The 21,693-nt window shown below is 73.8% G+C and carries 20 protein-coding genes and 1 tRNA gene; 5 read left to right on the top strand and 16 right to left on the bottom strand.

What is annotated here, in order from left to right; genetic code table 11:
* Positions 1-21: 21 nt before the first annotated feature.
* The 3 genes from FQ330_RS03015 to serS all read right to left on the bottom strand — a co-directional run bounded on the left by FQ330_RS03015 (position 22) and on the right by serS (position 2,308).
* Positions 22-106, bottom strand: a tRNA-Ser gene (locus FQ330_RS03015).
* Positions 107-236: 130 nt separating this feature from the next.
* Positions 237-1,037 (bottom strand): HAD family hydrolase, encoded by an 801-nt coding sequence (locus tag FQ330_RS03010; protein WP_146355100.1) that lies wholly within the window; start codon positions 1,035-1,037, stop codon positions 237-239.
* Positions 1,037-2,308 carry a serine--tRNA ligase gene (gene serS / locus FQ330_RS03005; protein WP_146355098.1) on the bottom strand — a complete coding sequence of 424 codons (1,272 nt, stop codon included), beginning with the start codon at positions 2,306-2,308 and terminating at the stop codon, positions 1,037-1,039. The genes FQ330_RS03010 and serS overlap by 1 nt, the downstream gene beginning before the upstream one ends.
* 72 nt (positions 2,309-2,380) lie before the next feature.
* Between serS and FQ330_RS03000 the strand changes: the two genes are divergently transcribed.
* Positions 2,381-3,358, top strand: coding sequence for a diacylglycerol/lipid kinase family protein (locus FQ330_RS03000; protein WP_146355097.1), 978 nt, complete (start codon positions 2,381-2,383; stop codon positions 3,356-3,358).
* Here FQ330_RS03000 and FQ330_RS02995 read toward each other — a convergent pair.
* The 4 genes from FQ330_RS02995 to FQ330_RS02980 form a co-directional block, all read right to left on the bottom strand.
* On the bottom strand, positions 3,355-3,582 hold the full coding sequence (locus FQ330_RS02995; RefSeq protein WP_128189812.1) for a sulfurtransferase TusA family protein: 228 nt from the start codon (positions 3,580-3,582) through the stop codon (positions 3,355-3,357). The genes FQ330_RS03000 and FQ330_RS02995 overlap by 4 nt on opposite strands.
* A 49-nt stretch (positions 3,583-3,631) precedes the next feature.
* Entirely contained in the window at positions 3,632-4,693 is a 1,062-nt protein-coding gene (locus FQ330_RS02990) for a YeeE/YedE family protein (RefSeq protein ID WP_146355095.1), read from the bottom strand.
* 94 nt (positions 4,694-4,787) lie between these two features.
* On the bottom strand, positions 4,788-5,726 hold the full coding sequence (pheA, locus tag FQ330_RS02985; RefSeq protein ID WP_146355093.1) for a prephenate dehydratase: 939 nt from the start codon (positions 5,724-5,726) through the stop codon (positions 4,788-4,790).
* Between the two features lie 30 nt (positions 5,727-5,756).
* Positions 5,757-7,121 carry a pyridoxal phosphate-dependent decarboxylase family protein gene (locus tag FQ330_RS02980; protein ID WP_146355091.1) on the bottom strand — a complete coding sequence of 455 codons (1,365 nt, stop codon included), beginning with the start codon at positions 7,119-7,121 and terminating at the stop codon, positions 5,757-5,759.
* Between the two features lie 86 nt (positions 7,122-7,207).
* On the opposite strand from FQ330_RS02980, the gene pgm reads away from it, so the two are divergent.
* Positions 7,208-8,842 (top strand): phosphoglucomutase (alpha-D-glucose-1,6-bisphosphate-dependent), encoded by a 1,635-nt coding sequence (pgm, locus tag FQ330_RS02975; RefSeq protein ID WP_146355089.1) that lies wholly within the window; start codon positions 7,208-7,210, stop codon positions 8,840-8,842.
* 152 nt (positions 8,843-8,994) lie between these two features.
* Here pgm and FQ330_RS02970 read toward each other — a convergent pair whose 3' ends face one another.
* From FQ330_RS02970 to FQ330_RS02960, 3 genes are read right to left on the bottom strand one after another with little or no spacing between them, the layout of a single operon-like run.
* Complete coding sequence (locus FQ330_RS02970) at positions 8,995-10,224, bottom strand: CapA family protein (protein ID WP_146355087.1); 1,230 nt, start codon at positions 10,222-10,224, stop codon at positions 8,995-8,997.
* A gap of 35 nt (positions 10,225-10,259) precedes the next feature.
* The gene (locus FQ330_RS13190) at positions 10,260-10,556 is read right to left on the bottom strand and encodes a hypothetical protein (protein WP_192575823.1); all 297 of its coding nucleotides are present in this window, start codon (positions 10,554-10,556) and stop codon (positions 10,260-10,262) included.
* A 44-nt stretch (positions 10,557-10,600) separates the two neighbouring features.
* A complete protein-coding gene (locus FQ330_RS02960; protein ID WP_146355085.1) occupies positions 10,601-11,440 on the bottom strand; it encodes a M15 family metallopeptidase in 840 nt (279 codons plus the stop codon).
* 101 nt (positions 11,441-11,541) lie between these two features.
* Here FQ330_RS02960 and FQ330_RS02955 point away from each other — a divergent pair, with 101 nt between their 5' ends.
* Together FQ330_RS02955 and FQ330_RS02950 are read left to right on the top strand one after the other, a co-directional pair.
* Positions 11,542-13,338, top strand: a complete 1,797-nt coding sequence (locus FQ330_RS02955) for an MDR family MFS transporter (RefSeq protein ID WP_225792664.1) — start codon at positions 11,542-11,544, stop codon at positions 13,336-13,338.
* Between the two features lie 81 nt (positions 13,339-13,419).
* Positions 13,420-13,611, top strand: a complete 192-nt coding sequence (locus FQ330_RS02950; protein ID WP_128189819.1) for a CsbD family protein — start codon at positions 13,420-13,422, stop codon at positions 13,609-13,611.
* Positions 13,612-13,683: 72 nt separating this feature from the next.
* Here the strand turns inward: FQ330_RS02950 and FQ330_RS02945 are convergent, their stop codons facing one another.
* On the bottom strand, positions 13,684-14,535 hold the full coding sequence (locus tag FQ330_RS02945) for an HpcH/HpaI aldolase/citrate lyase family protein (RefSeq protein WP_225792663.1): 852 nt from the start codon (positions 14,533-14,535) through the stop codon (positions 13,684-13,686).
* Between the two features lie 96 nt (positions 14,536-14,631).
* Between FQ330_RS02945 and FQ330_RS02940 the strand changes: the two genes are divergently transcribed.
* Positions 14,632-14,853: a DUF308 domain-containing protein gene (locus FQ330_RS02940; RefSeq protein WP_128189821.1), complete on the top strand. Its 222-nt coding sequence runs from the start codon at positions 14,632-14,634 to the stop codon at positions 14,851-14,853.
* Positions 14,854-14,856: 3 nt separating this feature from the next.
* Here the strand turns inward: FQ330_RS02940 and FQ330_RS02935 are convergent, their stop codons facing one another.
* The 5 genes from FQ330_RS02935 to FQ330_RS02915 all read right to left on the bottom strand — a co-directional run bounded on the left by FQ330_RS02935 (position 14,857) and on the right by FQ330_RS02915 (position 21,619).
* Entirely contained in the window at positions 14,857-15,228 is a 372-nt protein-coding gene (locus FQ330_RS02935) for an RNA-binding S4 domain-containing protein (protein ID WP_146355081.1), read from the bottom strand.
* Positions 15,225-17,249 carry a DNA helicase RecQ gene (recQ, locus tag FQ330_RS02930; protein WP_146355079.1) on the bottom strand — a complete coding sequence of 675 codons (2,025 nt, stop codon included), beginning with the start codon at positions 17,247-17,249 and terminating at the stop codon, positions 15,225-15,227. Before recQ ends, FQ330_RS02935 begins: the two co-directional genes overlap by 4 nt.
* Positions 17,250-17,302: 53 nt before the next feature.
* The gene (locus FQ330_RS02925; RefSeq protein WP_146355077.1) at positions 17,303-18,061 is read right to left on the bottom strand and encodes an SDR family oxidoreductase; all 759 of its coding nucleotides are present in this window, start codon (positions 18,059-18,061) and stop codon (positions 17,303-17,305) included.
* Positions 18,062-18,185: 124 nt separating this feature from the next.
* Complete coding sequence (locus FQ330_RS02920; RefSeq protein ID WP_146355075.1) at positions 18,186-20,492, bottom strand: DEAD/DEAH box helicase; 2,307 nt, start codon at positions 20,490-20,492, stop codon at positions 18,186-18,188.
* 212 nt (positions 20,493-20,704) lie between these two features.
* On the bottom strand, positions 20,705-21,619 hold the full coding sequence (locus FQ330_RS02915) for a DUF2510 domain-containing protein (RefSeq protein WP_146355073.1): 915 nt from the start codon (positions 21,617-21,619) through the stop codon (positions 20,705-20,707).
* Positions 21,620-21,693: the final 74 nt, after the last annotated feature.

Raw genomic sequence — 21,693 nt, 5'->3', positions numbered from 1 at the left:
TGCGTCGTGCTGTCTGCGGTGCGGAGGGCGTGGGATTCGAACCCACGAGGCATCGCTGCCCACCGGTTTTCAAGACCGGCTCCATCGGCCGCTCGGACAGCCCTCCCGATGCTCCCTCCGCGGCTGGGATGCGGCGGGGCTTCGGACGATTCTACGGCCGGAGCGGATGCGCCGCCTACCGGCGGGCTGTCGGGATCCTGTGGGTGAGGGGCCGGCCTCGCCGCGCCATCGCGGCCTCAGGCCCGGACGAGCAGCCCCTCGAGCACGAGCGCCAGGCCGTCGCCCTGCACGTCGGCGGTGACCTCGGTCGCCGCGGCCTTCACCTCGTCGGGCGCCTGGCCCATCGCCACGGCCCTGCCTCCGCCTTCGGCGACCCACTCGAACATCTCGATGTCGTTGCGGCCGTCGCCGACGACGAGGATGCGGTCGCGCGGGATGCCGAGGTCCTCGGCGACGTGCTCGAGCCCCGTCGCCTTGTTGACGCCCTCCGGCGCGATGTCGAGCCACGACGAGTAGCCGATCGCGTAGGACACCTTGTGCAGGCCCATCCCCTCGACGATCTCGAGGAACTCGTCGACCTCGTGGTCGGGGCTCATCACGACGACGCGCAGCGCCGGCACCTCGAGCAGGTCCTCGAACTCGACGCGCTCGGCGACGTCGAGGTTCCAGTCGACCATGCCGTCGGTGTACCGGCGGTGGCCCGTGGCGTCCTCGACCATGAAGGAGCCGGTCGGCAGTCCCTGGGCGATCGTGCGGAGGGCGTCGGACGGGTCGAAGGTCTCGACGTGCACCGGCTCGTAGGCGTCGCCGCGGCGCGCGAGCACGAGCGCGCCGTTCGCCGACACGAGGTGGCTCGGCTCGATGCCGAGCCGCACCGCGGTCGACTCGGTGGTCGCCTGCGAGCGGCCGGTGGCCAGCACGACGACGTGACCGGCCTCGACGACGCGGCGCACCGCATCCGCCACCCTCGGCGAGAGCGAGTCGTCCTCGTGCACGACGGTGCCGTCGATGTCGAGGCCGATCAGCAGCGGCTCCATCAGGCGCTCGCGCCGACCGGCTCGATGACCCCGATGCCGCCCAGGTAGGGCTGCAGCGCGGCGGGCACGCGCACCGAGCCGTCGGCCTGCTGGTGCGTCTCGAGGATCGCGACGAGCCAGCGCGTGGTCGCGGCGGTGCCGTTGAGCGTCGCGGCGGGCGCCGTGCGGCCGGTCTCGGTGCGGTAGCGGGTGCCGAGGCGGCGCGCCTGGAAGGTGGTGCAGTTCGAGGTGGAGGTGAGCTCGCGGTACTGCTGCTGCGACGGGATCCACGCCTCGATGTCGAACTTGCGGGCGGCGGAGGAGCCGAGGTCGCCGGCCGCGACGTCGATGACGCGGTAGTCGAGCTCGCACGCCTGCAGCATGCGCTCCTGCAGCGCGCGCATGCGGTCGTGCTCGGCCTCGGCCTCGTCGGGCTTCACGTACGAGAACATCTCGAGCTTGTTGAACTGGTGCACGCGCAGGATGCCGCGGGTGTCGCGGCCAGCCGAGCCCGCCTCGCGGCGGTAGCAGGTCGACCAGCCGGCGTAGCGCCTGGGCTGCTCGAGGTCGACGATCTCGTCGGCGTGGAAGCCCGCGAGCGCCACCTCGCTCGTGCCGGTGAGGTAGAGGTCGTCTGCGGGCAGGTGGTAGACCTCGTCGGCGTGCTCGCCGAGGAAGCCGGTGCCGCGCATGATCTCGGGCCGCACGAGCGTCGGCGTCGTGAGCGGCGTGAAGCCGTCGGCGAGCACCTGGTCGAGGCCCATGAGCATGATCGCGAGCTCGAGCCGCATGCCGATGCCGGTCAGGTAGTAGAAGCGGCTGCCCGCGACCTTCGCGCCGCGCACGATGTCGAATGCCTGGAGGCTCTCGCCCAGCTCGACGTGGTCGCGCGCCTCGAAGTCGAACGCGCGCTCCTCGCCGTGGGTCGAGAGCGTGACGAAGTTGGCCTCCTCGCCGGCGGGCACGTCGGGGTGCACTAGGTTGCCGAGCCGCGAGACGGCGGCGTCGAAGGCCGCCTCGGCCTCGGTGACGCGCGCCTGCGCCTCCTTGACGCCCGCGGCGAGCGCCTTGCCCTGCTCGATGAGCGCCGGCCGGTCCTCCTTGGCGGCCGCGCCGACGAGCTTGCCGTGCGCGTTCTGCTCGGCGCGCAGCCGCTCGAACTCGGTGATGGCGGCGCGGCGGGCGCGCTCGGCCTCGAGCGCCTCGTCGACGTACGACACCGGGTCGCCGCGGCGCTCCTGGCTGGCCTTGACGAGGTCGGGCTGCTCGCGCAGCAGCTGGGGATCGATCACGCCCCAAGTCTACGAGCGGCAGGTGAACGCCCCGACTGCTGCGGCCCAGCATCCGCGGGGTACTGTTCGGACATGCGCGCAGGGATCGTCTACAACCCCATCAAGATCGACCGCGACGAGCTCGCGGTCCGGGTCGAGTCGGCGCAGCCGCTCGAGTGGTCGGAGCCCGTCTGGTTCGAGACCTCCGCCGACGACGCCGGCGAGGCTGCCGTGCGGTCGGCCCTCGACGCGGGCGTCGACCTGCTGCTCGTCGCCGGCGGCGACGGCACGGTGCGGGTCGCGGCCGACGCGGTGACGAGCGCGCACGTGCCGCTCGCGATCATCCCGGCTGGCACCGGCAACCTGCTGGCCCGCAACCTCGGCATCGACGTGACGAGCCTGAAGAACGCGGTCGTCAACGCCTTCGAGGGCGACGAGCGCGAGATCGACCTCGGCGAGCTCGAGATCGAGGCGCCCGACGGCACGCGCTCCAAGCACGCGTTCGCGGTGATGGTCGGCTTCGGCCTCGACGCCGAGATGATCGAGAAGACCGACGAGGAGCTGAAGAAGAAGGTCGGATGGCTCGCCTACGTCGACGCCGCGGGTCGCGTGATCTCGGGGCTCGACAAGGTGCGCGTGCAGGTGCGCCTCGACGGCGGCCGCACGACCCGCTCGACCGTCAACACGATGCTGATCGGCAACTGCGGCACGGTGACGAACGGCATCGTGGTGCTGCCCGACGCGGTCGTCGACGACGGCATGCTCGACATCGCGCTCATCCGCCCGCAGGGCGCGCGCGGCTGGCTGCAGGTCGCCGGCTACGTCGCCCGCAACAACCTGCTCGTCACGAAGCTGCTGCGCCGCACCGGGCACCTCGGACGCCAGCGCACCGGCGCCGCGCTCGGCTACGGCCAGGCGAAGGAGACGCACGCGCGGCTCGAGGAGCCGCGCGCCGTGCAGGTCGACGGCGATGTGGTCGGCGACGCGATCGCGTTGCGCGCCGGCGTCCGCGAGGACGCGCTCGTGGTGCGCGTGCCGCACCGCCGCTCGCACGAGGGCGTCGCGGTCTAGGGCTTCTGCACCGTGATGGTCCAGCTCGCGTCGCCGGTGCGCTCGAAGGCCGTCACCGGGTAGCCCTCGTCGGCCGCCCAGCGCGGCAGCGAGTCGGTCGCCTGGGTGCAGTCGAAGTCGATGCGCAGCTCGTCGCCGGAGGCGATGCCCGCGATGGCGCGCTTCGCCTCGACGAGCGGGAACGGGCACACCTGGCCCTCGGTCTCGAGCACGTGGACGGTCATGGTTCCTCCTGATGGTGGATGGACGAGTGGTCGATGGATGCGATGGCCGTCAGACGCCGACGGGCGTCGGTGCCGCGACCGTGCGCTCGGCGCGCCGGGCGCCGAACACGAAGCGCACGGCGATGCCGGTGCCGAGCAGCATGGCCGCGAACGAGACCCAGCCCTGCAGCGTGAAGGTGGCCGAGCCCACCATCGCGTTGCCGATGGTGCAGCCGCCCGCGATCGCGGCGCCGACGCCCATGAGCAGCCCGCCGCCGGTGGAGCGCAGCACGGTCTGCGCGTCGGGCACCCGCACCCGGAACTCGCCGGAGCCCTTCGCGGCGATGAACGAGCCGAGCAGGATGCCGAGCACGAGCATCACGCCCCAGTCGACGAGCTCGGCGTCGCCCGTGACGAGGAAGGCAACGATGTCGGCGCTCGGGGTGGTGATGCCGAGGCCCGACTCGCGGCCGGTGGCCCACGAGAGGGGGAACGCGGCGATGCCGAGGAGACCGATCACGAGCGCCGTGGCGAACGCGTTCCAGGGCCGCTCGAAGAGGATGCGCGCGAGGCCCGTGCCCCGCGCCGGCAGCTGCACCGGCTTCGGCCGGGCGGCGTCCTTGCGGAGGTGGTGCCAGACGGCTGCGGCCGTGCCGGCGACCAGCAGGGCGACGAGGATCCACGGGCTGACGCCGAGCAGCTCGTGCACGGTGCCCACGGGCGCCGAGACGCCGCGCAGCGCCTCGACGACGGGTGCGCCGGGCCCGTGCTTCATGATGGCCGCCGCGAGCGCGTACCCGCCGAGCGCGATCCACGAGCCGATGAGGCCCTCGCCGGCCCGGTAGTAGGTGCCGGTGGCGCAGCCGCCGGCGTAGACGATCGCGAAGCCGAACACGAGCCCGCCGAGGATCGCCGCAAGCCAGGGGAAGGCGCCGCCGCCGAGCTCGATGACGCCAGCGGCATCGAGCGCGAAGGCGCCGACCGCCTGCACGGCGATGGTGACGAAGAAGGCGGTGAGCCAGCGCGACTGCCGCGCGAGCCACACGTCGCGGAAGGCGCCGGTGACGCAGAACCTCCCCCGCTGCAGGGCGAAGCCGAGGAGTGCGCCGAGCGCGAGACCGGTGAGGATCACGGTGAGCCTGTCTTCCTGTCGGGGCGGTGGCCGTCGCCAAACCTAACGCAGGCTTATGGCTCCTATCGTCATATCGCGTAACAGAGCCGAGCGATCAGGCGTCCGGCTCCCCCGCGAGCAGCCCCCGCAGCCAGTCGCGCGCGTCCTCGAACGACGCGTTCGAGTAGCGGTGCTCGACCTCGATCCGCTGGCCGTCGGCCCGCGGGTACGAGCCCAGGAACGTCACCGACGGGCTGAAGCGCTTGAGGCCGAGCAGCGCATCCGCCACCCGCTCGTCGCGGATGTGGCCGTCGGCGTCCATCACGAAGCGGTAGCGCCCGAGCCGGTCGCCGATGGGCCGCGACTGGATGAGCGAGAGGTTGACCCCGCGGGTGGCGAACTGCTCGAGCATGTCGAGCAGCATGCCCGGCTCGTCGCTCGGCAGCTCGACGACGAGGCTCGTCTTGTCGGAGCCGGTCGGCTCGCCGGGCGCGCCCGCGCGGCCCACGAACAGGAAGCGCGTCACCGCATCCGGGTTGTCGCCGATCCGGTCGGCGAGCACGTCGAGCCCCTCGACCCAGTGGCCGATGGTGGGCGTCGAGAGCGCCGCCTGCGCGGTGCCGCTGCCGAGGTCGGCGGCCGCGGTCACGTTGGAGGCGGCGGGCAGGTGCGCGCGACCGGGCAGCTCGCGCTGCAGCCAGCCGGCGCACTGCGCCCACGCGACCGGGTGGGCCGCGATGACGCGGATGTCGTCGAGGCGCGCGCCCGCGGGTGCGACGAGCGAGAAGTTCACGCTCACGACGTGCTCGGAGAGGATGCGGATGCCCGGGGTCGCGGCGAGCGCGTCCTGGGCGGCGGTCACGCCGCCCTCGATCGAGTTCTCGATCGCGATCATCGCCGCGTCGGAGCGGCCCTCGGAGACCGCGGCGAGCGCCTCGGCGACGTTCGCGACCGGCACCCGCTCGGCGTCCTCGAGGCCGGGGACCTGCTCGAGCGCCGCCTCGGTGAACGTGCCGCGGGGGCCGAGGAACGTGACGACGCGGGGCTGGGTCATGGCTCCAGCCTAGGTCGCGGCGGCGCGACGTCAGGCGGCGGCGAGGGCGCGGATCGCGGCGAGCGTGCGCTCGACGTCGCTCGGCTGCGTCGCCCACGACGACATCGAGCAGCGCAGCGCCGCGCGGCCGCGCCACTCGGCGCCCGTCACGACCGCGGTGCCCTCGGCGAGGATCGCGGCGCCGAGCGCCCGCGTCGCGTCGTCGGAGCCCATCCGGAACATGACCTGCGTGTACGGCACCTCGGCCACCACCTCGACGCCGTCGATCGCGTCGAGCCCCTCGGCCATCGCGAGCGCGTTCGCCCGCAGCCTGTCGACGAGGGCCGCGACCCCGGTGCGGCCGAGGCTGCGCAGCGCCGCCCAGGCGGGCACGCCGCGTGCGCGGCGCGAGAGCTCGGGCGTCACGTCCCACGGATCGAGGCCGGTGTAGACGAGGTAGTCGCCGCCGGTGCGAAAGGCGGCGATCGAGTCGGCCGGGTCGCGCACGATCGCCATGCCGCAGTCGTACGGCACGTTGAGCGTCTTGTGCGCGTCGGTCGCCCACGAGTCGGCCTGCGCCATGCCCTCGGTGAGGTGCCGCAGCGCTGGGCTCGCCGCCGCCCACAGCCCGAAGGCGCCGTCGACGTGCACCCACGCCGCGTTGCGGTGCGCGATCGGGATGAGCGCGGCGAAGTCGTCGAACGCACCCGTGTGCACCTCGCCCGCCTGCAGGCAGACGATGAGCGGCCCCTCGCCGTGCTCGAGCGTGCGCTCGAGGGCGTCCGGGCGCATCCGCCCCTCCTCGTCGGCGTCGACGACGACGATCTCGCTGCGCCCGATGCCCAGGAAGCGCACCGCGCGGTCGATCGAGCCGTGGCGGTCGGCGCCGACGACGAGGCGGATCGCGGGGGCGCCGTGCAGCCCGAGGTCGGCCAGGTCCCAGCCCGCCCGCGCGAGCACGGCGTTGCGGGCGGCGGCGAGGCACGTGAAGTTGGCGACCTGGCCGCCCGTGACGAAGCCGACGCTCGCCGTGGCCGGCAGGCCGAAGAGGTCGAGCATCCACTGCCCCGCGACCCGCTCGAGCGCCACCGTCGCCGGGGTCAGCATCGCCGAGCCGGAGTTCTGGTCCCACGCCGACACGAGCCAGTCGGCCGCGAGCGCCGCCGGCAGCGTGCCGCCGATCACGAAGCCGAAGAAGCGGGGGCCGGGGATGCCGGCCAGGCCCGCGTCGGCGCCGCGCGCGAGCTCCTCCACGACCGCCGCCGGGTCGGCGCCCTCCTCCGGCAGCGCGCCGCCGAAGACCTCGAGCATCTCGTCGAGGCTCGCGCGCGGCCACACCGGCCGCTCGTCGAGCGTGCCGAGGAATGCCGTCGCGCTGCGGTGCGCGGCGTCCAGAGCCCTCGCCCGGTCGTCCACGGCCACAGTGTGGCACCGGCACCGGGCTGCGACAACGGGTGACATCCTGCCGCCCTGGCTCAGGCGCGCGGTGCTTGGATGGTGCCATGAGCAGAGCCGGCACCGTCGCCCAGCCCAACGACCTCATCGATGTCGCCGCCCTCGAGCGCGCGTACTACGAGCTGACGCCCGACGTGACGAACCCCGACCAGGCGGTCGCGTTCGGCACGAGCGGCCACCGCGGCAGCGCCCTCGACACCGCCTTCAACGAGGCGCACATCCTCGCGATCACCCAGGCGATCTGCGAGTACCGCGCGAGCCAGGGCATCACCGGGCCGCTCTTCATCGGCCGCGACACGCACGCGCTGTCGCTGCCGGCGGAGCGCTCCGCGCTCGAGGTGCTCGTCGCCAACGGCGTGCGGGTGATGGCGGATGCGCGCGGCTCGGTCACGCCGACCCCGGCGGTCTCGCGCGCGATCCTCGCCTACAACGCCGAGGCATCCGACGACGACCGCGCAGACGGCATCGTCGTGACCCCGTCGCACAACCCGCCGCGCGACGGCGGCTTCAAGTACAACCCGCCGCACGGCGGCCCGGCCGACTCCGACGCGACCGGGTGGATCGCGAAGCGCGCCAACGAGCTCATCGCCGCCGGCCTCGAGGGCGTGCAGCGCGTCGAGGTGACCGGCGGCAGCGACCACCGCGTCGAGCTGTACGACTTCCGCGAGGAGTACGTCTCGGCGCTCGGCCGGGTCATCGACTTCGAGGCGATCACGGCCGCGGGCCTCCACATCGGCGCCGACCCGCTCGGCGGCGCGGCGGTCGACTACTACGGCGCGATCGCCGAGCGCTACGGCATCGACCTGACGGTGACGAACCCGGCCGTCGACCCGACGTGGTCGTTCATGACGCTCGACTGGGACGAGAAGATCCGCATGGACTGCTCGAGCCCGAGCGCCATGGCGTCGGTGCTCGCGCGGCGCGAGGAGTTCGACATCCTCACCGGCAACGACGCCGACGCCGACCGGCACGGCATCGTCACGCCCGACGGCGGCCTCATGAACCCCAACCACTTCCTCGCCGTCGCGATCGAGTACCTCTACGCGCACCGGCCGCACTGGCGCGCCGACGCCGCGATCGGCAAGACGCTCGTCTCCTCGTCGATGATCGACCGGGTGGCCGAGTCGCTCGGGCGGCGGCTGTGGGAGGTGCCCGTCGGGTTCAAGTGGTTCGTGCCGGGGCTCGTCGATGGCTCGGTGGGCTTCGGCGGCGAGGAGAGCGCGGGCGCTTCGTTCCTGCAGATGGACGGCACCGTCTGGACGACCGACAAGGACGGCATCCTGCTGTGCCTGCTCGCGTCCGAGATCCGCGCGGTGACGGGCAAGAGCCCGTCGCAGCTCTACGGCGAGCTGACCGAGCGCTTCGGCGCGCCGGTGTACGAGCGGGTGGATGCGCCGGCGTCGCGCGAGCAGAAGGCGCGGCTGGGCAAGCTGACGGGCGATGCGGTCGCGGCGACCGAGCTCGCCGGCGACCCGATCGTCGCGAAGCTGACGGAGGCGCCCGGCAACGGTGCCGCGATCGGCGGGCTGAAGGTGGTCACCGAGCGCGCCTGGTTCGCCGCCCGCCCGTCGGGCACGGAGGACGTCTACAAGATCTACGCCGAGTCGTTCGCGGGCGAGGAGCACCTGCGGCAGGTGCAGGCGGAGGCGAAGCAGATCGTCGACGCGGCCCTCGCTGGCTGACGCGGCGCTCGGCGGCCTCTCCCGCTGACCCCTCCGCTGATCGAGTAGCGCGAAGCGCGTATCGAGATCTGGACCGCCGTCCGAGCGGTCGTCGTCTCGATGCGGCCTGCGTGGCCTGCTCGACGAGCGGGGGGGCGACCCGCCGGGCCGGGTCAGGGCGCGAACGACTCCGTCACGATGCGCACGTCGGGACCGAGCACATCCGTCACGAGCTGCACGCCCGACTCGACCGTCAGCTCGTTGCGCCACGCCGAGCGCGTGATGGGCTCCGCCGCGTCGACGAGCGGGTGCAGCTGCAGGTTGCGCCGGTTGACCCACGCGCCCGACTGGAACTGCGCGGGCGTCAGGTCGAAGTGCATGTAGAGCGGCACCGCCGCCGGGTCGACCACCTCGACCGGTCCGCCGGGCTCCCCCACGAGGTCGAACTGCGCGACCGCGCTCACCACGCGCGGCACCGCCATCTGCGTCGAGAGCGCGTTGCCGAGCGAGTAGTACACGAACGCGCGGGTGCCGTCGGCGCGCTCGATCCACTCGGCCTCCTGCAGCACGTGCGGGTGCGTGCCGAGGATCACGTCGGCGCCGAGGTCGGCGAGCCGCTGCGCCTGCTCGCGCTGGCGGTCGCTGACGACCGCCGAGTACTCGTTGCCCCAGTGCACCGCGACCATCGTCGCGTCGGCGAGCTGCTCGGCCTCGGCGAGCTGCTGCTCGACGAGCGGGTCGTCGAGCCAGGTGACGACGTGGTCGTTCGTGGGCGTGTTCGACAGGTCGACGAAGCTCAGGAACGCCACCGCGAGCCCGTCGACGTCGGCCACGGGCACCTCCGCCTGCTCCTCGGGGCTCCGGAAGCCGCCCGAGAAGAGCAGCGGGTCGAGCTCGTCCCACACGGCGCGCGTGCGGTCGACGCCCTCCTGGCCGCGGTCGAAGGTGTGGTTGTTGCCGAAGCCGATCACGTTGCATCCGGCGTCGGCGATGCCCTCGGCGAACTCGCGCGGCGCGTTGAACGCCGGGTAGTAGGTGAGCCCCAGCTCGACCCCCGCCGACGGCGCCTCCTGGTTGCAGTAGACGAGGTCGCTGTCGGCCCAGATCGGCCGCGCAGCGTCGAAGAACTGCCCGTAGTCGTAGCTGCCGTCGGGCTGCAGGGCGTCGGCGGTCACCGAGTCGTGCGGCAGCATGTCGCCCATCGCCGACACCGAGACGGTGGCGGGCTCCGGCGTGGGCGTCGGGGTGGCGGATGCCTCGGGCTGGGCCGCGGGGTCGGTCGCGGTCGCGCCGGGGTCGGCTGTGGCGGGCTGGAACACCCCCTGGCAGCCGGAGAGCAGCAGCGCGGTCGCAGCGGCCACCGCGAGGAGCGGCCTCGGGAGCCGCGTGCGCGCCGTCGTCATGCGCTCAGGCTACGCGTGGGCGCATCCGGCTCGCGTCAGCCGACGCCGTAGGTGAGGAAGAGCGCGATCGCGAGGATGGCGATGATCAGCACCCACGAGACGGCGCTCGGCGCCTCGCCGCCGCTGCCACGGTGCGGGCGCGAGGAGCCGCCCGTCGAGGGGCTCCAGTTCCAGGAGCTGCGCGAGCGCGAGCTCGACGATCGCCCCCAGGAGCCGCCGCCGAACGAGCCGCCGCCGCCCGAGCGCGACCCGCCCCCGAAGAAGCTGCGCGATCCACCGCCGAACCCTCCGCCGCCGCCGCTGCGGCCGATGCTGCGTCCTGCCTTCGCCATGGCGGCAGGCTACGTCGCGAGCCTGCGAGCCGCCCGCATGCCCATCATCCGTAGTCCGGCGCGCTGCCGGCGCCGAAGTGCTCCTCGAGCGTGCGGGTGCCCTGCCCGTGCATCGCGACCGACACGTCGGTGCCGACGTAGCGCAGGTGCCAGGGCTCGTAGTGGTAGCCCGTGATGCCCTGCAGCCCGTCGGGGTAGCGCACCACGAACCCGAACCGCCACGCCTCCGCGGCGACCCAGCGGCCCGCGGCGGTGCCGCCGAAGCAGACGTCGAGCCGGCACTGGCCGCTCGTGCCGACGACGTCGACGGCCAGGCCCGTCTGGTGCTCGCTGTGGCCTGGCCGGGCGCTCGTGCGGTCGGCGGCGGCCTGCCCGCTGCTCGCGACGTAGCCGTTGTAGAGCTCGGTCTGGCGCGCGAAGCTGCGGTACGACGAGAAGACGTGCAGCCCCTCCCCCAGCTCGGCGCGCATCGCGGCGTCGAGCTCGCGTAGGGCCGCATCGACCTCGGGCCGCACCCACTCCCCGCCGCCGTCGACGTCGCGCGAGATCGAGACCGCGACGACCTCCGGCACGTAGTCCTGCGGCTGCAGGGGCCGGCGCTTGTTGACGAGCACCTGCAGGCTCGACGCGCTCGCGTCGGCCTGGGGCGGCGGCGGCTCCTGCGTCGCCGAGGGGCTCGGCGTCACGGTCGGCGCGGGCTCCGGCGTCGACGGGACGCTCGGGCTCGGCGAGGGCGTCGGCGTCGGCGTCGGCGTCGGCGTCGCGGCGACGGATGCGCTCGGCGAGGCGGGCGCCGAGGCCGTCGGTGCCGGGTCGGCCGGCTCGGCGCAGCCGGTCAGGACCAGCGCCGCCGTCACCGCCGCCACCACGCTCGCTCGCCGCACGCATCCATCGTGCCATCCGCGGCGCCGGGCTGGCGCGCATCCAGACCATTCGCTAGACTAACGATCTTCCCCACACGTGAATCCTCGAGAGCAGGACCCCCATGTCGCAGCGCGAGTCGCGCTCCGTCGAGGGCGCCGACGCGCCCGACGCACCCCTGATGACCCACCGCCAGATCATGCTCGTGCTGGCCGGCCTCATGATCGCGATGTTCCTGTCGTCGCTCTCGCAGACCGTCGTCGGCACCTCGATGCGCACGATCGCCGACGACCTCCAGGGCCTCGACCTGCAGGTGTGGGTCGTGACCGCGTTCCTCATCGTCTCGACGATCGTCACGCCCATCTACGGCAAGCTCAGCGACATCTTCGGCCGCAGGCCGCTCTTCCTCATCGCGATCGTGCTGTTCCTGCTCGGCTCGATCCTGTCGTCGTTCGCGCAGGACATGATCCAGCTCGCGGCGTTCCGCGCGATCCAGGGCCTCGGCGCCGGCGGCCTCATGTCGCTGCCGCTCACGATCATGGCCGACGTGCTGAGCCCCCGCGAGCGCGCCAAGTACCAGGGCTACTTCCTCGCCGTCTTCGGCGTCTCGTCGATCCTCGGGCCGCTCATCGGCGGCGTGCTCGCCGGCGCCGACCGCATCCTCTTCCTCGAGGGCTGGCGCTGGGTGTTCCTCGTCAACCTGCCGATCGGCGTCGCCGCGCTCACGATGGTCTGGCGGTTCCTGCACCTGCCCGCCCACCACGAGCGCGTGCGCATCGACTGGTGGGGCGCGGCGCTGCTCGCCATCGGCGTCGTGCCGCTGCTGCTCGTGGCCGAGCAGGGCCGGGAGTGGGGATGGGCGTCGCCCGCCGCCCTCGCCTGCTACGTCGTCGGCGTGCTCGGCGTCGTGGCGTTCATCGCCGTCGAGCGCCGCATGGGCGATGCCGCGCTCATCCCGCTGCACCTGTTCGGCAGCAGCACCTTCTCGATGGCGACCGTGCTCGGCGTCTTCACCGGCTTCGGCATGTTCGCGGGCATGATGATGATCCCGTTCGTGCTGCAGATCGTGCACGGCATGAACCCGACCGAGGCGGGCCTCGCCACGCTCCCGATGATCCTGGGCCTCATGATCGCGTCGATCGCTTCCGGGCAGATCGTCGCCCGCACGGGCCGCTACCGCTTCTTCCCGGTCGTGGGCCTCGCGGTCATGGCCGTCGCCTACGGCGTGCTCGTCACGCTGCGCTTCGACAGCCCGCTGTGGGTGCTGCTGCTCGGCCAGCTGCTGCTGGGCCTCGGCCTCGGGCAGCTCATGCAGACGCTCACGATCGCGAGCCAGAACGCCGTGCAGCCGAAGGACATGGGCGTCGCGACGAGCGCCGCCACGTTCTTCCGCCAGCTCGGCGGCACGGCCGGCGTCGCGGTGGTCTTCTCGATGCTGTTCGCGCGCCTGCCCGAGACGCTGCAGACCGCGTTCGGCCGCCAGGACCTCCGCACCGACCTGGCCGCGGCGATGCAGGATCCCGCGGTGCTCGCCGACCCGGGCAACGAGCGCATCCTCGACGTGCTGCAGCACCCCGAGCGCATCGGGGGGGCGCTCAACGAGGACTCCTCGTTCCTCAACACCGCCGACCCGCGGCTGGCCGCGCCGTTCCTCGACGGCTTCTCCAACGCCACGAGCGGGCCCTTCTGGGTGGCGCTCGCCGTCGTCGGGGTGGCGCTCGTGCTGTCGTTCTTCTTCAAGGCGCCGCCGCTGCGCCAGAAGTCGGCGATGGAAGAGGCGATGGCCGAGCGCGCCGCCCAGGCGCAGCTCGAGGCGGATGCGTCGGCCCCCGGATCGGTCGCCCCGCCCGTCACGACGTCGTCGATCCCCGTCGTGCGCCCGGCGGCCGCCGGGCGCGAGGCCCGGCCCGACGCGTCCTGAGCAGGCTCCCAGGCTCGCCGCCTACGTTGTACCCCGGAGCCGCTCAGACCGGGCGGACTCCCACCGATCAAGGAGGTTGAGATGGGTCTCGACGACAAGATCTCGAACGCAGCCAAGGAAGCAGTCGGCAACGCCAAGGAGGGCATCGGCGACGCGACCGACAACGAGCGCCTCGAGGCGCAGGGTCAGCACGACCAGAACGTCGCGAACGCCAAGCAGGCGGGCGAGCACGTGAAGGACGCCGGCGACGACGTCAAGGACACGTTCCGCTGAGCCGACCGGCTCGAACCGCAGAGGGCGGGGCGCTTCGGCGCCCCGCCCTCTGCCGTGCTCGGCGTGCGCCGCTCAGTAGTTCAGCTGCTCCAGTGCGGTGGCCTCGGCCTCGATGCCGAAGTCGCGCGCCTGCGCCTGGATCTTCTGTGCGCGGGCGAGGCGCGGCAGGTCGCTGCCGTCGGTGATCTTCCCGCCCGACTCCTCGAAGGCGCGCACGAACGCGTGCGCCCACGCCACGTCCTCCGGGCTCGGGGCCAGGCCGGCGTTGATCGCGGCGGCCTGCGTGTGCGTGAGGCAGAGCTTGCCCGACATGCCCATCTCCTTCGCGAGCCTCGTGCCGTCCGCCAGCGCATCCGTCGACAGCGTCGGGCCGTCGATGGGCGCCGGCAGGCGAGCCGCGCGCGAGGCGATCACGAGCTGCGAGCGCGCGTAGGCCAGCGCGATCGGGTCGTCGCCGGTGGCGGTGTCGCGCTTGAAGTCGCCGGTGCCGAACGCGAGGCGGAAGGTCGCGGGCGCGTTCGCGATGCGCTCGACGTGCAGCACGCCGCGGGCGGTCTCGACGAGCGCGAGGATGCGCGTGCCCTCGGGCAGGCGGTCGGCCGTGTCGTCGACGTGGCTCGCCGACTCGGTCTTCGCGAGCATGATGCCCTCGAGGCCCTCGACGTCCTTGAGCGCGGCGCAGTCGGTGCTCCAGAACTCGCTCGCGGCGTCGTTGATGCGCACCCACGCGCGGTGGCCGGTCGAGAGCCACTCGACGGTGTCGGCGCGGGCCTGCGCCTTGTCCTTGGCCGCCACCGCGTCCTCGATGTCGATGATGATCGCGTCGGCGTCGCTCGCCTGCGCAATCTCGAAGAGCTCGGGCTTCGAGGCGGGCACGAGCAGCCAGGAGCGGGCGATCAGGGGCGAGATGTCGGTTCTGGGCACGTGCTCCAGGGTATCGAAGCGGGATGCGCGGGCCGGGCCGGGCGCCGCGCGGCGGTAGGCGGGGGCTCCGCCGCCCCCGCGGGCTACGCTCGCGCCATGTCGCTGATGACCTTCACCCCGCTCGCCGTGCTCAGCATCATCGCCGGCGTGCTGCTGCTCGTCGTCGGCGCGCTCCTGCTGGTGCGCGGCTCGCGGCGCCGCGACGACTCCTCGTCGCGGCCGCTGCTCGCCTTCGGCGTCACCGCGCTCGTGCTGGGCACATCGCTCACGGTGCCGGCGCTCCTGTGGCTCGTCATGGGGCTCGTCGTCACGACGTAGCCCTCAGCCCTCGCGGCCCCGCAGCCGATCGATCTCGCGGCGCTCGCGGCTCGACGGCCGCCCCGCGCCCTTCGCGCGGCGCGGCACCTGCGCCGCGTCGATCGCCGTGGGCCGCTCCGGGGAGCGGTCGTCGATCGCGGCGGCGGAGAGGGGCGCGCTCACCCGCTTCGCCAGCAGCTGCTGCACGCCGACCACGCGGTCGAAGCCCGAGATGCGCACCCGCACCTCGTCGCCGATCCGCACGGGCTGCGCCGCCTTCGCGGCCTGGCCGTTGAGCTTCACGTGCCCGCCACGGCAGGCGGCGGTCGCCGCCGCGCGCGTCTTGACGAGCCGCACCGCCCAGATCCAGACGTCGAGCCGCACCCGCTCGGTCATGCCGCCGCCAGCACCTCGAGCACGGCCTCGCCGTAGCGCTCGAGCTTCGACTCGCCCACGCCCGAGACGGTCGACAGCTCGACGAGGCTCGTGGGGCGCCGCTCGGCGATGGCCGCGAGCGTGCGGTCGTTGAAGACGACGTAGGCGGGCACCGCCTGCTCCTTCGCCGTCGTCGCGCGCCAGGCGCGCAGCGCTTGGAAGCGGCCCTGGTCGGCGTCGTCGAGCTGCGCGGTGCTGGCCGAGCGCCTGGCCGCCTTCGGGGGCGCCTTCGCCTCGTGCCGCAGGCGCACCTGCCGGTCGCCCGCGAGCACCGCCGCCGACGCATCGGTGAGCGCCAGCACGCCGTACTCCCCCTGCACCTGCAGCAGGCCCTGCGCGAGCAGCTGCCGCACGATGCCGCGCCACTGCGTCGCCGGCAGGTCGCCGCCGATGCCGTAGGTGGCGAGCTGGTCGTGCCCGAGGCGGCGGATGCGCTCGGTCTCGGCCCCGACGAGGATGTCGACCAGGTGGCCGGCGCCGAACGACTGCCGGCGCTCGCGCTGCAGCCGCACGACGGTCGAGAGCAGCTTCTGGGCCGGCACGGTGCCGTCGTAGGAGTCGGGCGGGGTGAGGCACGTGTCGCAGTTGCCGCACGGCTCGCTCGGCTCGCCGAAGTAGCCGAGCAGCTGCTGGCGGCGGCACTCGACCGTCTCGCAGAGCGCGAGCATCGCGTCGAGGTGCAGCGTCTGGTTGCGCTTGCGCTGGGCATCGCCGTCGCCGTCGGCGATCATGCGGCGCTGCTGCACGACGTCCTGGAGCCCGTAGGCGAGCCACGCGGTCGACGGCTCCCCGTCGCGGCCGGCACGGCCGGTCTCCTGGTAGTAGCCCTCGACCGACTTGGGCAGGTCGAGGTGGGCGACGAAGCGCACGTCGGGCTTGTCGATGCCCATGCCGAAGGCGATCGTCGCGACCATCACCACGCCGTCGTCGCGCAGGAAGCGCTGCTGGTTGCGGGCGCGCACGGCGCCGTCGAGGCCCGCGTGGTACGGCAGCGCGTCGACGCCCTGCGCGCGCAGCCACTCGGCCGTGCCCTCGACCGACTTGCGGGAGAGGCAGTAGACGATGCCGGCGGCGCCCGGGTGCTCGTCGCGGATGATGCGCAGCAGCTGCGCCTTGGCGTCCTGCTTGGGGGCGATGCGGTACTGGATGTTGGGCCGGTCGAAGCTCGCGACGAACACGCGCGCGTCGCGCAGCCCGAGCCGCTCGACGATCTCGGCGCGCGTCTCGGCGGTGGCGGTCGCGGTGAGCGCGACGCGCGGCACGTCGGGCCAGCGCTCGCCGAGCACCGACAGCTGCAGGTAGTCGGGCCGGAAGTCGTGCCCCCACTGGCTGACGCAGTGGGCCTCGTCGATCGCGAAGAGCGCGATGGGCGCCGCGTCGAGCAGGCTCTGCGCCACCGGCAGCCGCTCGGGCGCGAGGTAGAGCATGTCGAGCTCGCCCGCGAGCAGCCGCCGCTCGACGTCGCGCCGCTCGTCGATCGACTGCGTGGAGTTGAGGAACGCCGCCCGCACGCCCAGCTGCTCGAGGGCGTCGACCTGGTCGTGCATGAGGGCGATGAGCGGGCTGATGACGACGCCCGTGCCCTCGCGCACGAGCGAGGGGATCTGGTAGCAGAGGCTCTTGCCGCCGCCCGTGGGCATGAGCACGACCACGTCTCGGCCGGCGACGACCTCGTCGATGACCTCGGCCTGCTGCCCGCGGAACGCGTCGTAGCCCCACACGCGCGTGAGCGCCTCGAGCGGGGTGGCGGCCTTGGCGGTGGCGGCGACGCCGGGCGCGCGCGCCGGCGCGGGAGCGCGGCGCACCGCGGTCCGCGTGCCGCCGTGCCCGGTCGAGCGCGCGTCGTCGTCCGACGGCGGCACCCAGCCGTCGTCGGGCTCGCCCCACGAGTCCCAGGGCTCGGGTGCGTCGTCGTCGCTGGGCGGGGCCCAGCCGTCGTGCGTCGCGTCCGTCACGCGTCCCCCTTCGCGGCCGTCACGCATCCACCCTAGGTGCGACCGCCCACGCGCGCCGGACGCGGCCGGGCTGCTGGGGATCAGCGGCGGCGCGCGAGCCACTCCTCGAAGGTGACGGTGCCCTTGCGCCGCTCCGAGAGGTTGGCGCCCGAGCGCAGGTAGTCGACCATCGACGGCGGGAACGGGCCGTTGACGATGAGGCCTCGCGCGCCCGTCGCCGCCTGCCACGCCCTCGCCAGGTCGCGCGACACCCGCACCTGCGGGCCCGCGATCTCGAGCATCCGCTCGCCCGAGGGCTCGAGCGCCTCGTCGGCGACGAGGTCGGCGACCTCGCTCACCGCCACCGGCTGCAGGCGGCCGCCGAGCACCACCGGGATCGCGCCGAGCGCCGAGCCCGCCTCGAAGAAGTCGACCGACCACTCGTGGAACTGCGCGGCGCGCACGATGGTGACGTCGAGCGACGAGCCGAGGTAGGTGAGCTCCTGCTCGCGCTTGCGGCGGTGGTACGACAGCTTCGAGCGGTCGACGCCGATGATCGACAGCACCACCGCGCGCCGCACGCCGGCGCGCTCGGCCGCCGCGACGAGGTTGCGCGCGCCGATCGTGAAGGGCTTGAGGTCGAGCGGGTTGCGCGAGTTCGCGGCGTCGACGAGCACGTCGGCGCCCGCGAGCGCCTCGTCGAGCCCCTCGCCCGTGACGATGTCGGCCTTGACGCCGGGCGCTCCCGCGATCGCCTTGCCCGAGCGCGACATCGGCACCGCCTGGGCACCGCGCCTGCCGAGCGCCCGCACGATCGCCGAGCCCGCATTCCCCGAACCACCGACGACCACGACGCGCATGCCCTCACGCTACGCCAGCGGCCGCACAGCGCAAGCCCGACGGGGCGCGGATGCGGCAGACGGCCCGGATCGCGGGGATCCGGGCCGTCTGCGGGCGCTGCGGGCGTGCGTCGTGCGCGAGCCGCTAGGAGGCGGGGACCGCCTCGGCGGCTGCCGCGCGACCCGACGGCGGCATCGTCAGGGTGTCGAGCAGGTCGTCGCCCGGGACGACCGGGATCATCGGCGCCTCGATCTCGGCCCGGTCCAGCAGCTGCTGGGTGCGCTTGCGGCGCGCGGGGGCGATTACGGTGACGACGCGGCCGTCGTTGCCCGCGCGGCCCGTGCGGCCCGAGCGGTGCATGTAGGTCTTGTACTCGTCCGGCGGGTCGGCCTGCACGACGAGCGCGATGTCGTCGATGTGGATGCCGCGCGCGGCGACGTCGGTCGCGACGAGCACGTCGACCTTGCCGCGCTTGACCTTGTCGAGCGAGCGGTTGCGCTTCGCCTGCGTCAGGTCGCCGTGGAGGCTCACCGCCGCGATGCCCGCGTCGTCGAACTGCTCGGCGAGCCGCTCGGCGTAGGCGCGGGTGCGCGTGAAGACCACGATGCGGCCGGGGTTGCGCACGATCTGCTCGAGCACCGCGTCCTTGTCGTAGCGGTCGACGACGAGCACCTGGTGGTCGATCGTCGACGTCGACTGCTCCTCGCCCGCGACCTCGTGCACGGAGGGCTCGGGCAGGAACTCCTTGACGATCGTCTGCACCTCAGCGTCGAGCGTCGCCGAGAAGAGCAGCTTCTGGCTGCCCGGGCGGGTCTGCCGCAGGATGCGCTGCACGGGCTCGAGGAACCCGAGCTCGGTCATGTGGTCGGCCTCGTCGACCACCGCGATCTCGACGCTGCCGAGGTTCAGCTTGCGCTGCTCGACGAGGTCCTCGATGCGGCCGGGGGTGCCGATGACGATGTCGACGCCGCGACGCAGCCCCTCGACCTGGCGGTCCTGCTTGACGCCGCCGACGATCACGGTCGTGAAGACGCCGACCGACCGGCCGAGCGTCATGATCACGTGGTTGATCTGCTGCGCGAGCTCGCGGGTCGGCGCCAGGATCAGCGCGCGCGGGGCGCGGCCGATCTCGCGGCGGTCGGGGCGGTTGCGCGTGAGCAGCTCGACGATCGGCGCGCCGAACGCGATCGTCTTGCCCGAGCCGGTGCGGCCGCGGCCGAGCACGTCGCGGCCGGCGATGACGTCGGGGATGGTCGCGGCCTGGATCGGGAAGGGCGACTCGGCGCCCATCGCGGCCAGCGCCGCCGAGATGCTGTCGCCGAGGCCCAGGTCGCCGAAGCTGATGCCCTCGACGTCCGCGGCGCTCGTGGACTGCGCCTCGAGCCGCTCGAGGACGACATCCTCCTTGGGCGTGAACGGGTTCGCGTCCTTGGCCGGGTAGTAGGTGCTGTCGCGGCGGGGGCGGTCGTCGAAGCGGCGCTCGCCGCCCCGGCTGTCGCGGCCGCCGGACGAGCGCTGCGGGCGCTCGTCGCGGTCGAAGCGGCGCTGCGGGCGCTCGGTGCGGTCGTCGGAGCGGCGCTGCGGGCGCTCGTCGCGGTCGAAGCGGCGCTGCGGGCGCTCATCGCGGTCGAAGCGACGCTCGCCGCCGCCCCGGTTGCCGCGGTCGTCGAACGAGCGCTGCGGACGGTCGTCGCGGCGGCGGTCGCCGAAGCGGTCGTCGCGGCGGTCGCCCTGCGGACGACGGTCGCCGCCACGCGCATCCCGGTCGCCGAACGACCGCTGCGGGCGGTCGTCCCGATCGAAGCGACGGTCACCACCGCGCGCATCCCGGTCGCCGAACGACCGCTGCGGACGGTCATCCCGATCGAAGCGACGGTCACCACCGCGCGCATCCCGGTCGCCGAACGACCGCTGCGGACGGTCATCCCGATCGAAGCGACGGTCACCACCGCGCGCATCCCGGTCGCCGAACGACCGCTGCGGACGGTCATCCCGATCGAAGCGACGGTCACCACCACGCGCATCCCGATCGCCGAACGACCGCTGCGGGCGGTCGTCCCGGTCGAAGCGGCGCTCGCCGCCACGGCGGTCGTCGGTGCCGCGGCCGCGGTGGTCGTCGCGGGCGCGGTCGAAGCCGCGCGGGCGCTCGCCGCGGTGGAGGCGGTCGTCGCGCTGCTGGTCGCGGCCGCCCTGGTGGCCGCCGCGGGTGCGGAACGCGGGGGCGCGACGGTCGTCGTGCTTGCGCTCCTCCGGCGGGGTCCAGTTGGGCCGGCGCGAGCCGCCCTGCTGGCCGCCCTGGTCGCGGCGGTCGCGGTCGTCGCGGCTCCAGCGGTTCTTGCCGGGCTGCTCCTCGCGGTGGCCGCGGTGGCCGGGGCTGCGGGAGCCGGGGCGGCTGCCGCTGCGGTCGTTCGGTCGGTGGGCGCCCTGGGGACGCTGGTCGTTACGTGCCATCGCTCGTCTCGTGATCGCGCGCAAGACGAAGGCTTGCGCTGGTAGAGCCGCAGTTCATCGCGGGATCATCTGGTTCGTCCGCGAGGGTGCTCGCGGGAACTCCGGCCGCGGCGACACTCCATGTGGCGCGCACAACCGCGCCTGTCCCGAGCCGACCTGTCCACACTACGGCATCCCCTGCCGGGGCGACAGGGGCAATCGGCACGGGGGGCTCAGCCGGGCAGGTCGTGCGCCCGGGCCCCGCCGCGCATGACCGACGACGTCCACTGCTGGCCGTCGAACCAGCGCAGCTCCGCGCGCCGGAAGGGGTCGGGGTACCAGGCCGGCTGCGCCTGCCCCGCGTTCGCAGCAACGAGCCCGATGGGCCGCGGCGCGCCGTCGTGCTGGGCGGGCTGCTCGTGCGACGTCGCGCGCTGCTGCGCCGCCCACGCCTCGTAGGCGCGCGCCTGCGCGGCGCCCGCCTCGCGCTCGAGCCGGTCGAACTCCTCGGGCGTCGGGATCGCGGGCGGCTGCCGCTGCCCGAACGACGGCTGGGGCTGCGCGGGTCCGGCGGCCCCGGGCGCCGGGTGCGCCGGGCTCGCCTGCACGGGATCGACGCGGGCGCCCTGCTCGTGCCCGAAGCTCGACGGCGACGGCGGCACCGAGGCCGTGGAGCCGGGCGTCGGGCCCACGGCCTGCGCGGGCGGCGCGAGCGGCGCCGCAGCGGGCGCGACGATCCGCACGCCGGAGGCCGCGCGCGAGCGCCCCTCGCCGACGGGCGGGAGCGGATGCGTCGGCGCGGCGAGCACGCGGGCGTCGCGCGCCGCGTAGTAGTGCATCGACGAGTCGGCCGCCCACTGCCCGTCGATGCGCAGCTGGGAGGTGCCGCCGGGCTGCAGCGGCGGGATGAAGGTGAGCCTGGTGCCCGTCCCCGCGGGCGCGCGCACCGTGATCTTGGCGCCCTCGATCTGCCCGTCGGTGCGGACGACGTAGACGGTGACCGGCAGGTCGCCGGCCGGCACGTGCAGCGTGATGTCGCCCCAGTCGAGCGGGGCGCGCAGTCCGCCGATGTCGAGGGTCGGGGGCTGCCGGTAGGCGTCGAACCTGCCGTCCTGGATGACGGAGTGCACGATGAGGAAGCTGGGCATGCGTCCTCCTCGGGATCACGGGTTCCTCGGGCGCGCCCATTCAACCAACGCGCGACCGCGCATCCGCTGTGAAC

The sequence above is a fragment of the Agrococcus sediminis genome (assembly GCF_007923295.1).
Classification (GTDB): domain Bacteria; phylum Actinomycetota; class Actinomycetes; order Actinomycetales; family Microbacteriaceae; genus Agrococcus; species Agrococcus sediminis.
The sequence above is the reverse complement of the archived record's forward strand: the minus strand, read 5'-3'. Positions and strand labels throughout refer to the sequence as shown.

What these genes read in the sequence shown, in the direction of transcription:
- FQ330_RS03010 (WP_146355100.1), bottom strand. Translation starts at nt 1,037, where the DNA reads ATGGAGCCGCTGCTGATCGGCCTCGACATCGACGGCACCGTCGTGCAC.
- FQ330_RS03000 (WP_146355097.1), top strand. Translation starts at nt 2,381, where the DNA reads ATGCGCGCAGGGATCGTCTACAACCCCATCAAGATCGACCGCGACGAG.
- FQ330_RS02995 (WP_128189812.1), bottom strand. Translation starts at nt 3,582, where the DNA reads ATGACCGTCCACGTGCTCGAGACCGAGGGCCAGGTGTGCCCGTTCCCG.
- pheA (WP_146355093.1), bottom strand. Translation starts at nt 5,726, where the DNA reads ATGACCCAGCCCCGCGTCGTCACGTTCCTCGGCCCCCGCGGCACGTTC.
- pgm (WP_146355089.1), top strand. Translation starts at nt 7,208, where the DNA reads ATGAGCAGAGCCGGCACCGTCGCCCAGCCCAACGACCTCATCGATGTC.
- FQ330_RS02970 (WP_146355087.1), bottom strand. Translation starts at nt 10,224, where the DNA reads ATGACGACGGCGCGCACGCGGCTCCCGAGGCCGCTCCTCGCGGTGGCC.
- FQ330_RS13190 (WP_192575823.1), bottom strand. Translation starts at nt 10,556, where the DNA reads ATGGCGAAGGCAGGACGCAGCATCGGCCGCAGCGGCGGCGGCGGAGGG.
- FQ330_RS02955 (WP_225792664.1), top strand. Translation starts at nt 11,542, where the DNA reads ATGTCGCAGCGCGAGTCGCGCTCCGTCGAGGGCGCCGACGCGCCCGAC.
- FQ330_RS02950 (WP_128189819.1), top strand. Translation starts at nt 13,420, where the DNA reads ATGGGTCTCGACGACAAGATCTCGAACGCAGCCAAGGAAGCAGTCGGC.
- FQ330_RS02940 (WP_128189821.1), top strand. Translation starts at nt 14,632, where the DNA reads ATGTCGCTGATGACCTTCACCCCGCTCGCCGTGCTCAGCATCATCGCC.
- FQ330_RS02935 (WP_146355081.1), bottom strand. Translation starts at nt 15,228, where the DNA reads ATGACCGAGCGGGTGCGGCTCGACGTCTGGATCTGGGCGGTGCGGCTC.
- recQ (WP_146355079.1), bottom strand. Translation starts at nt 17,249, where the DNA reads ATGCGTGACGGCCGCGAAGGGGGACGCGTGACGGACGCGACGCACGAC.
- FQ330_RS02925 (WP_146355077.1), bottom strand. Translation starts at nt 18,061, where the DNA reads ATGCGCGTCGTGGTCGTCGGTGGTTCGGGGAATGCGGGCTCGGCGATC.
- FQ330_RS02920 (WP_146355075.1), bottom strand. Translation starts at nt 20,492, where the DNA reads ATGGCACGTAACGACCAGCGTCCCCAGGGCGCCCACCGACCGAACGAC.
- FQ330_RS02915 (WP_146355073.1), bottom strand. Translation starts at nt 21,619, where the DNA reads ATGCCCAGCTTCCTCATCGTGCACTCCGTCATCCAGGACGGCAGGTTC.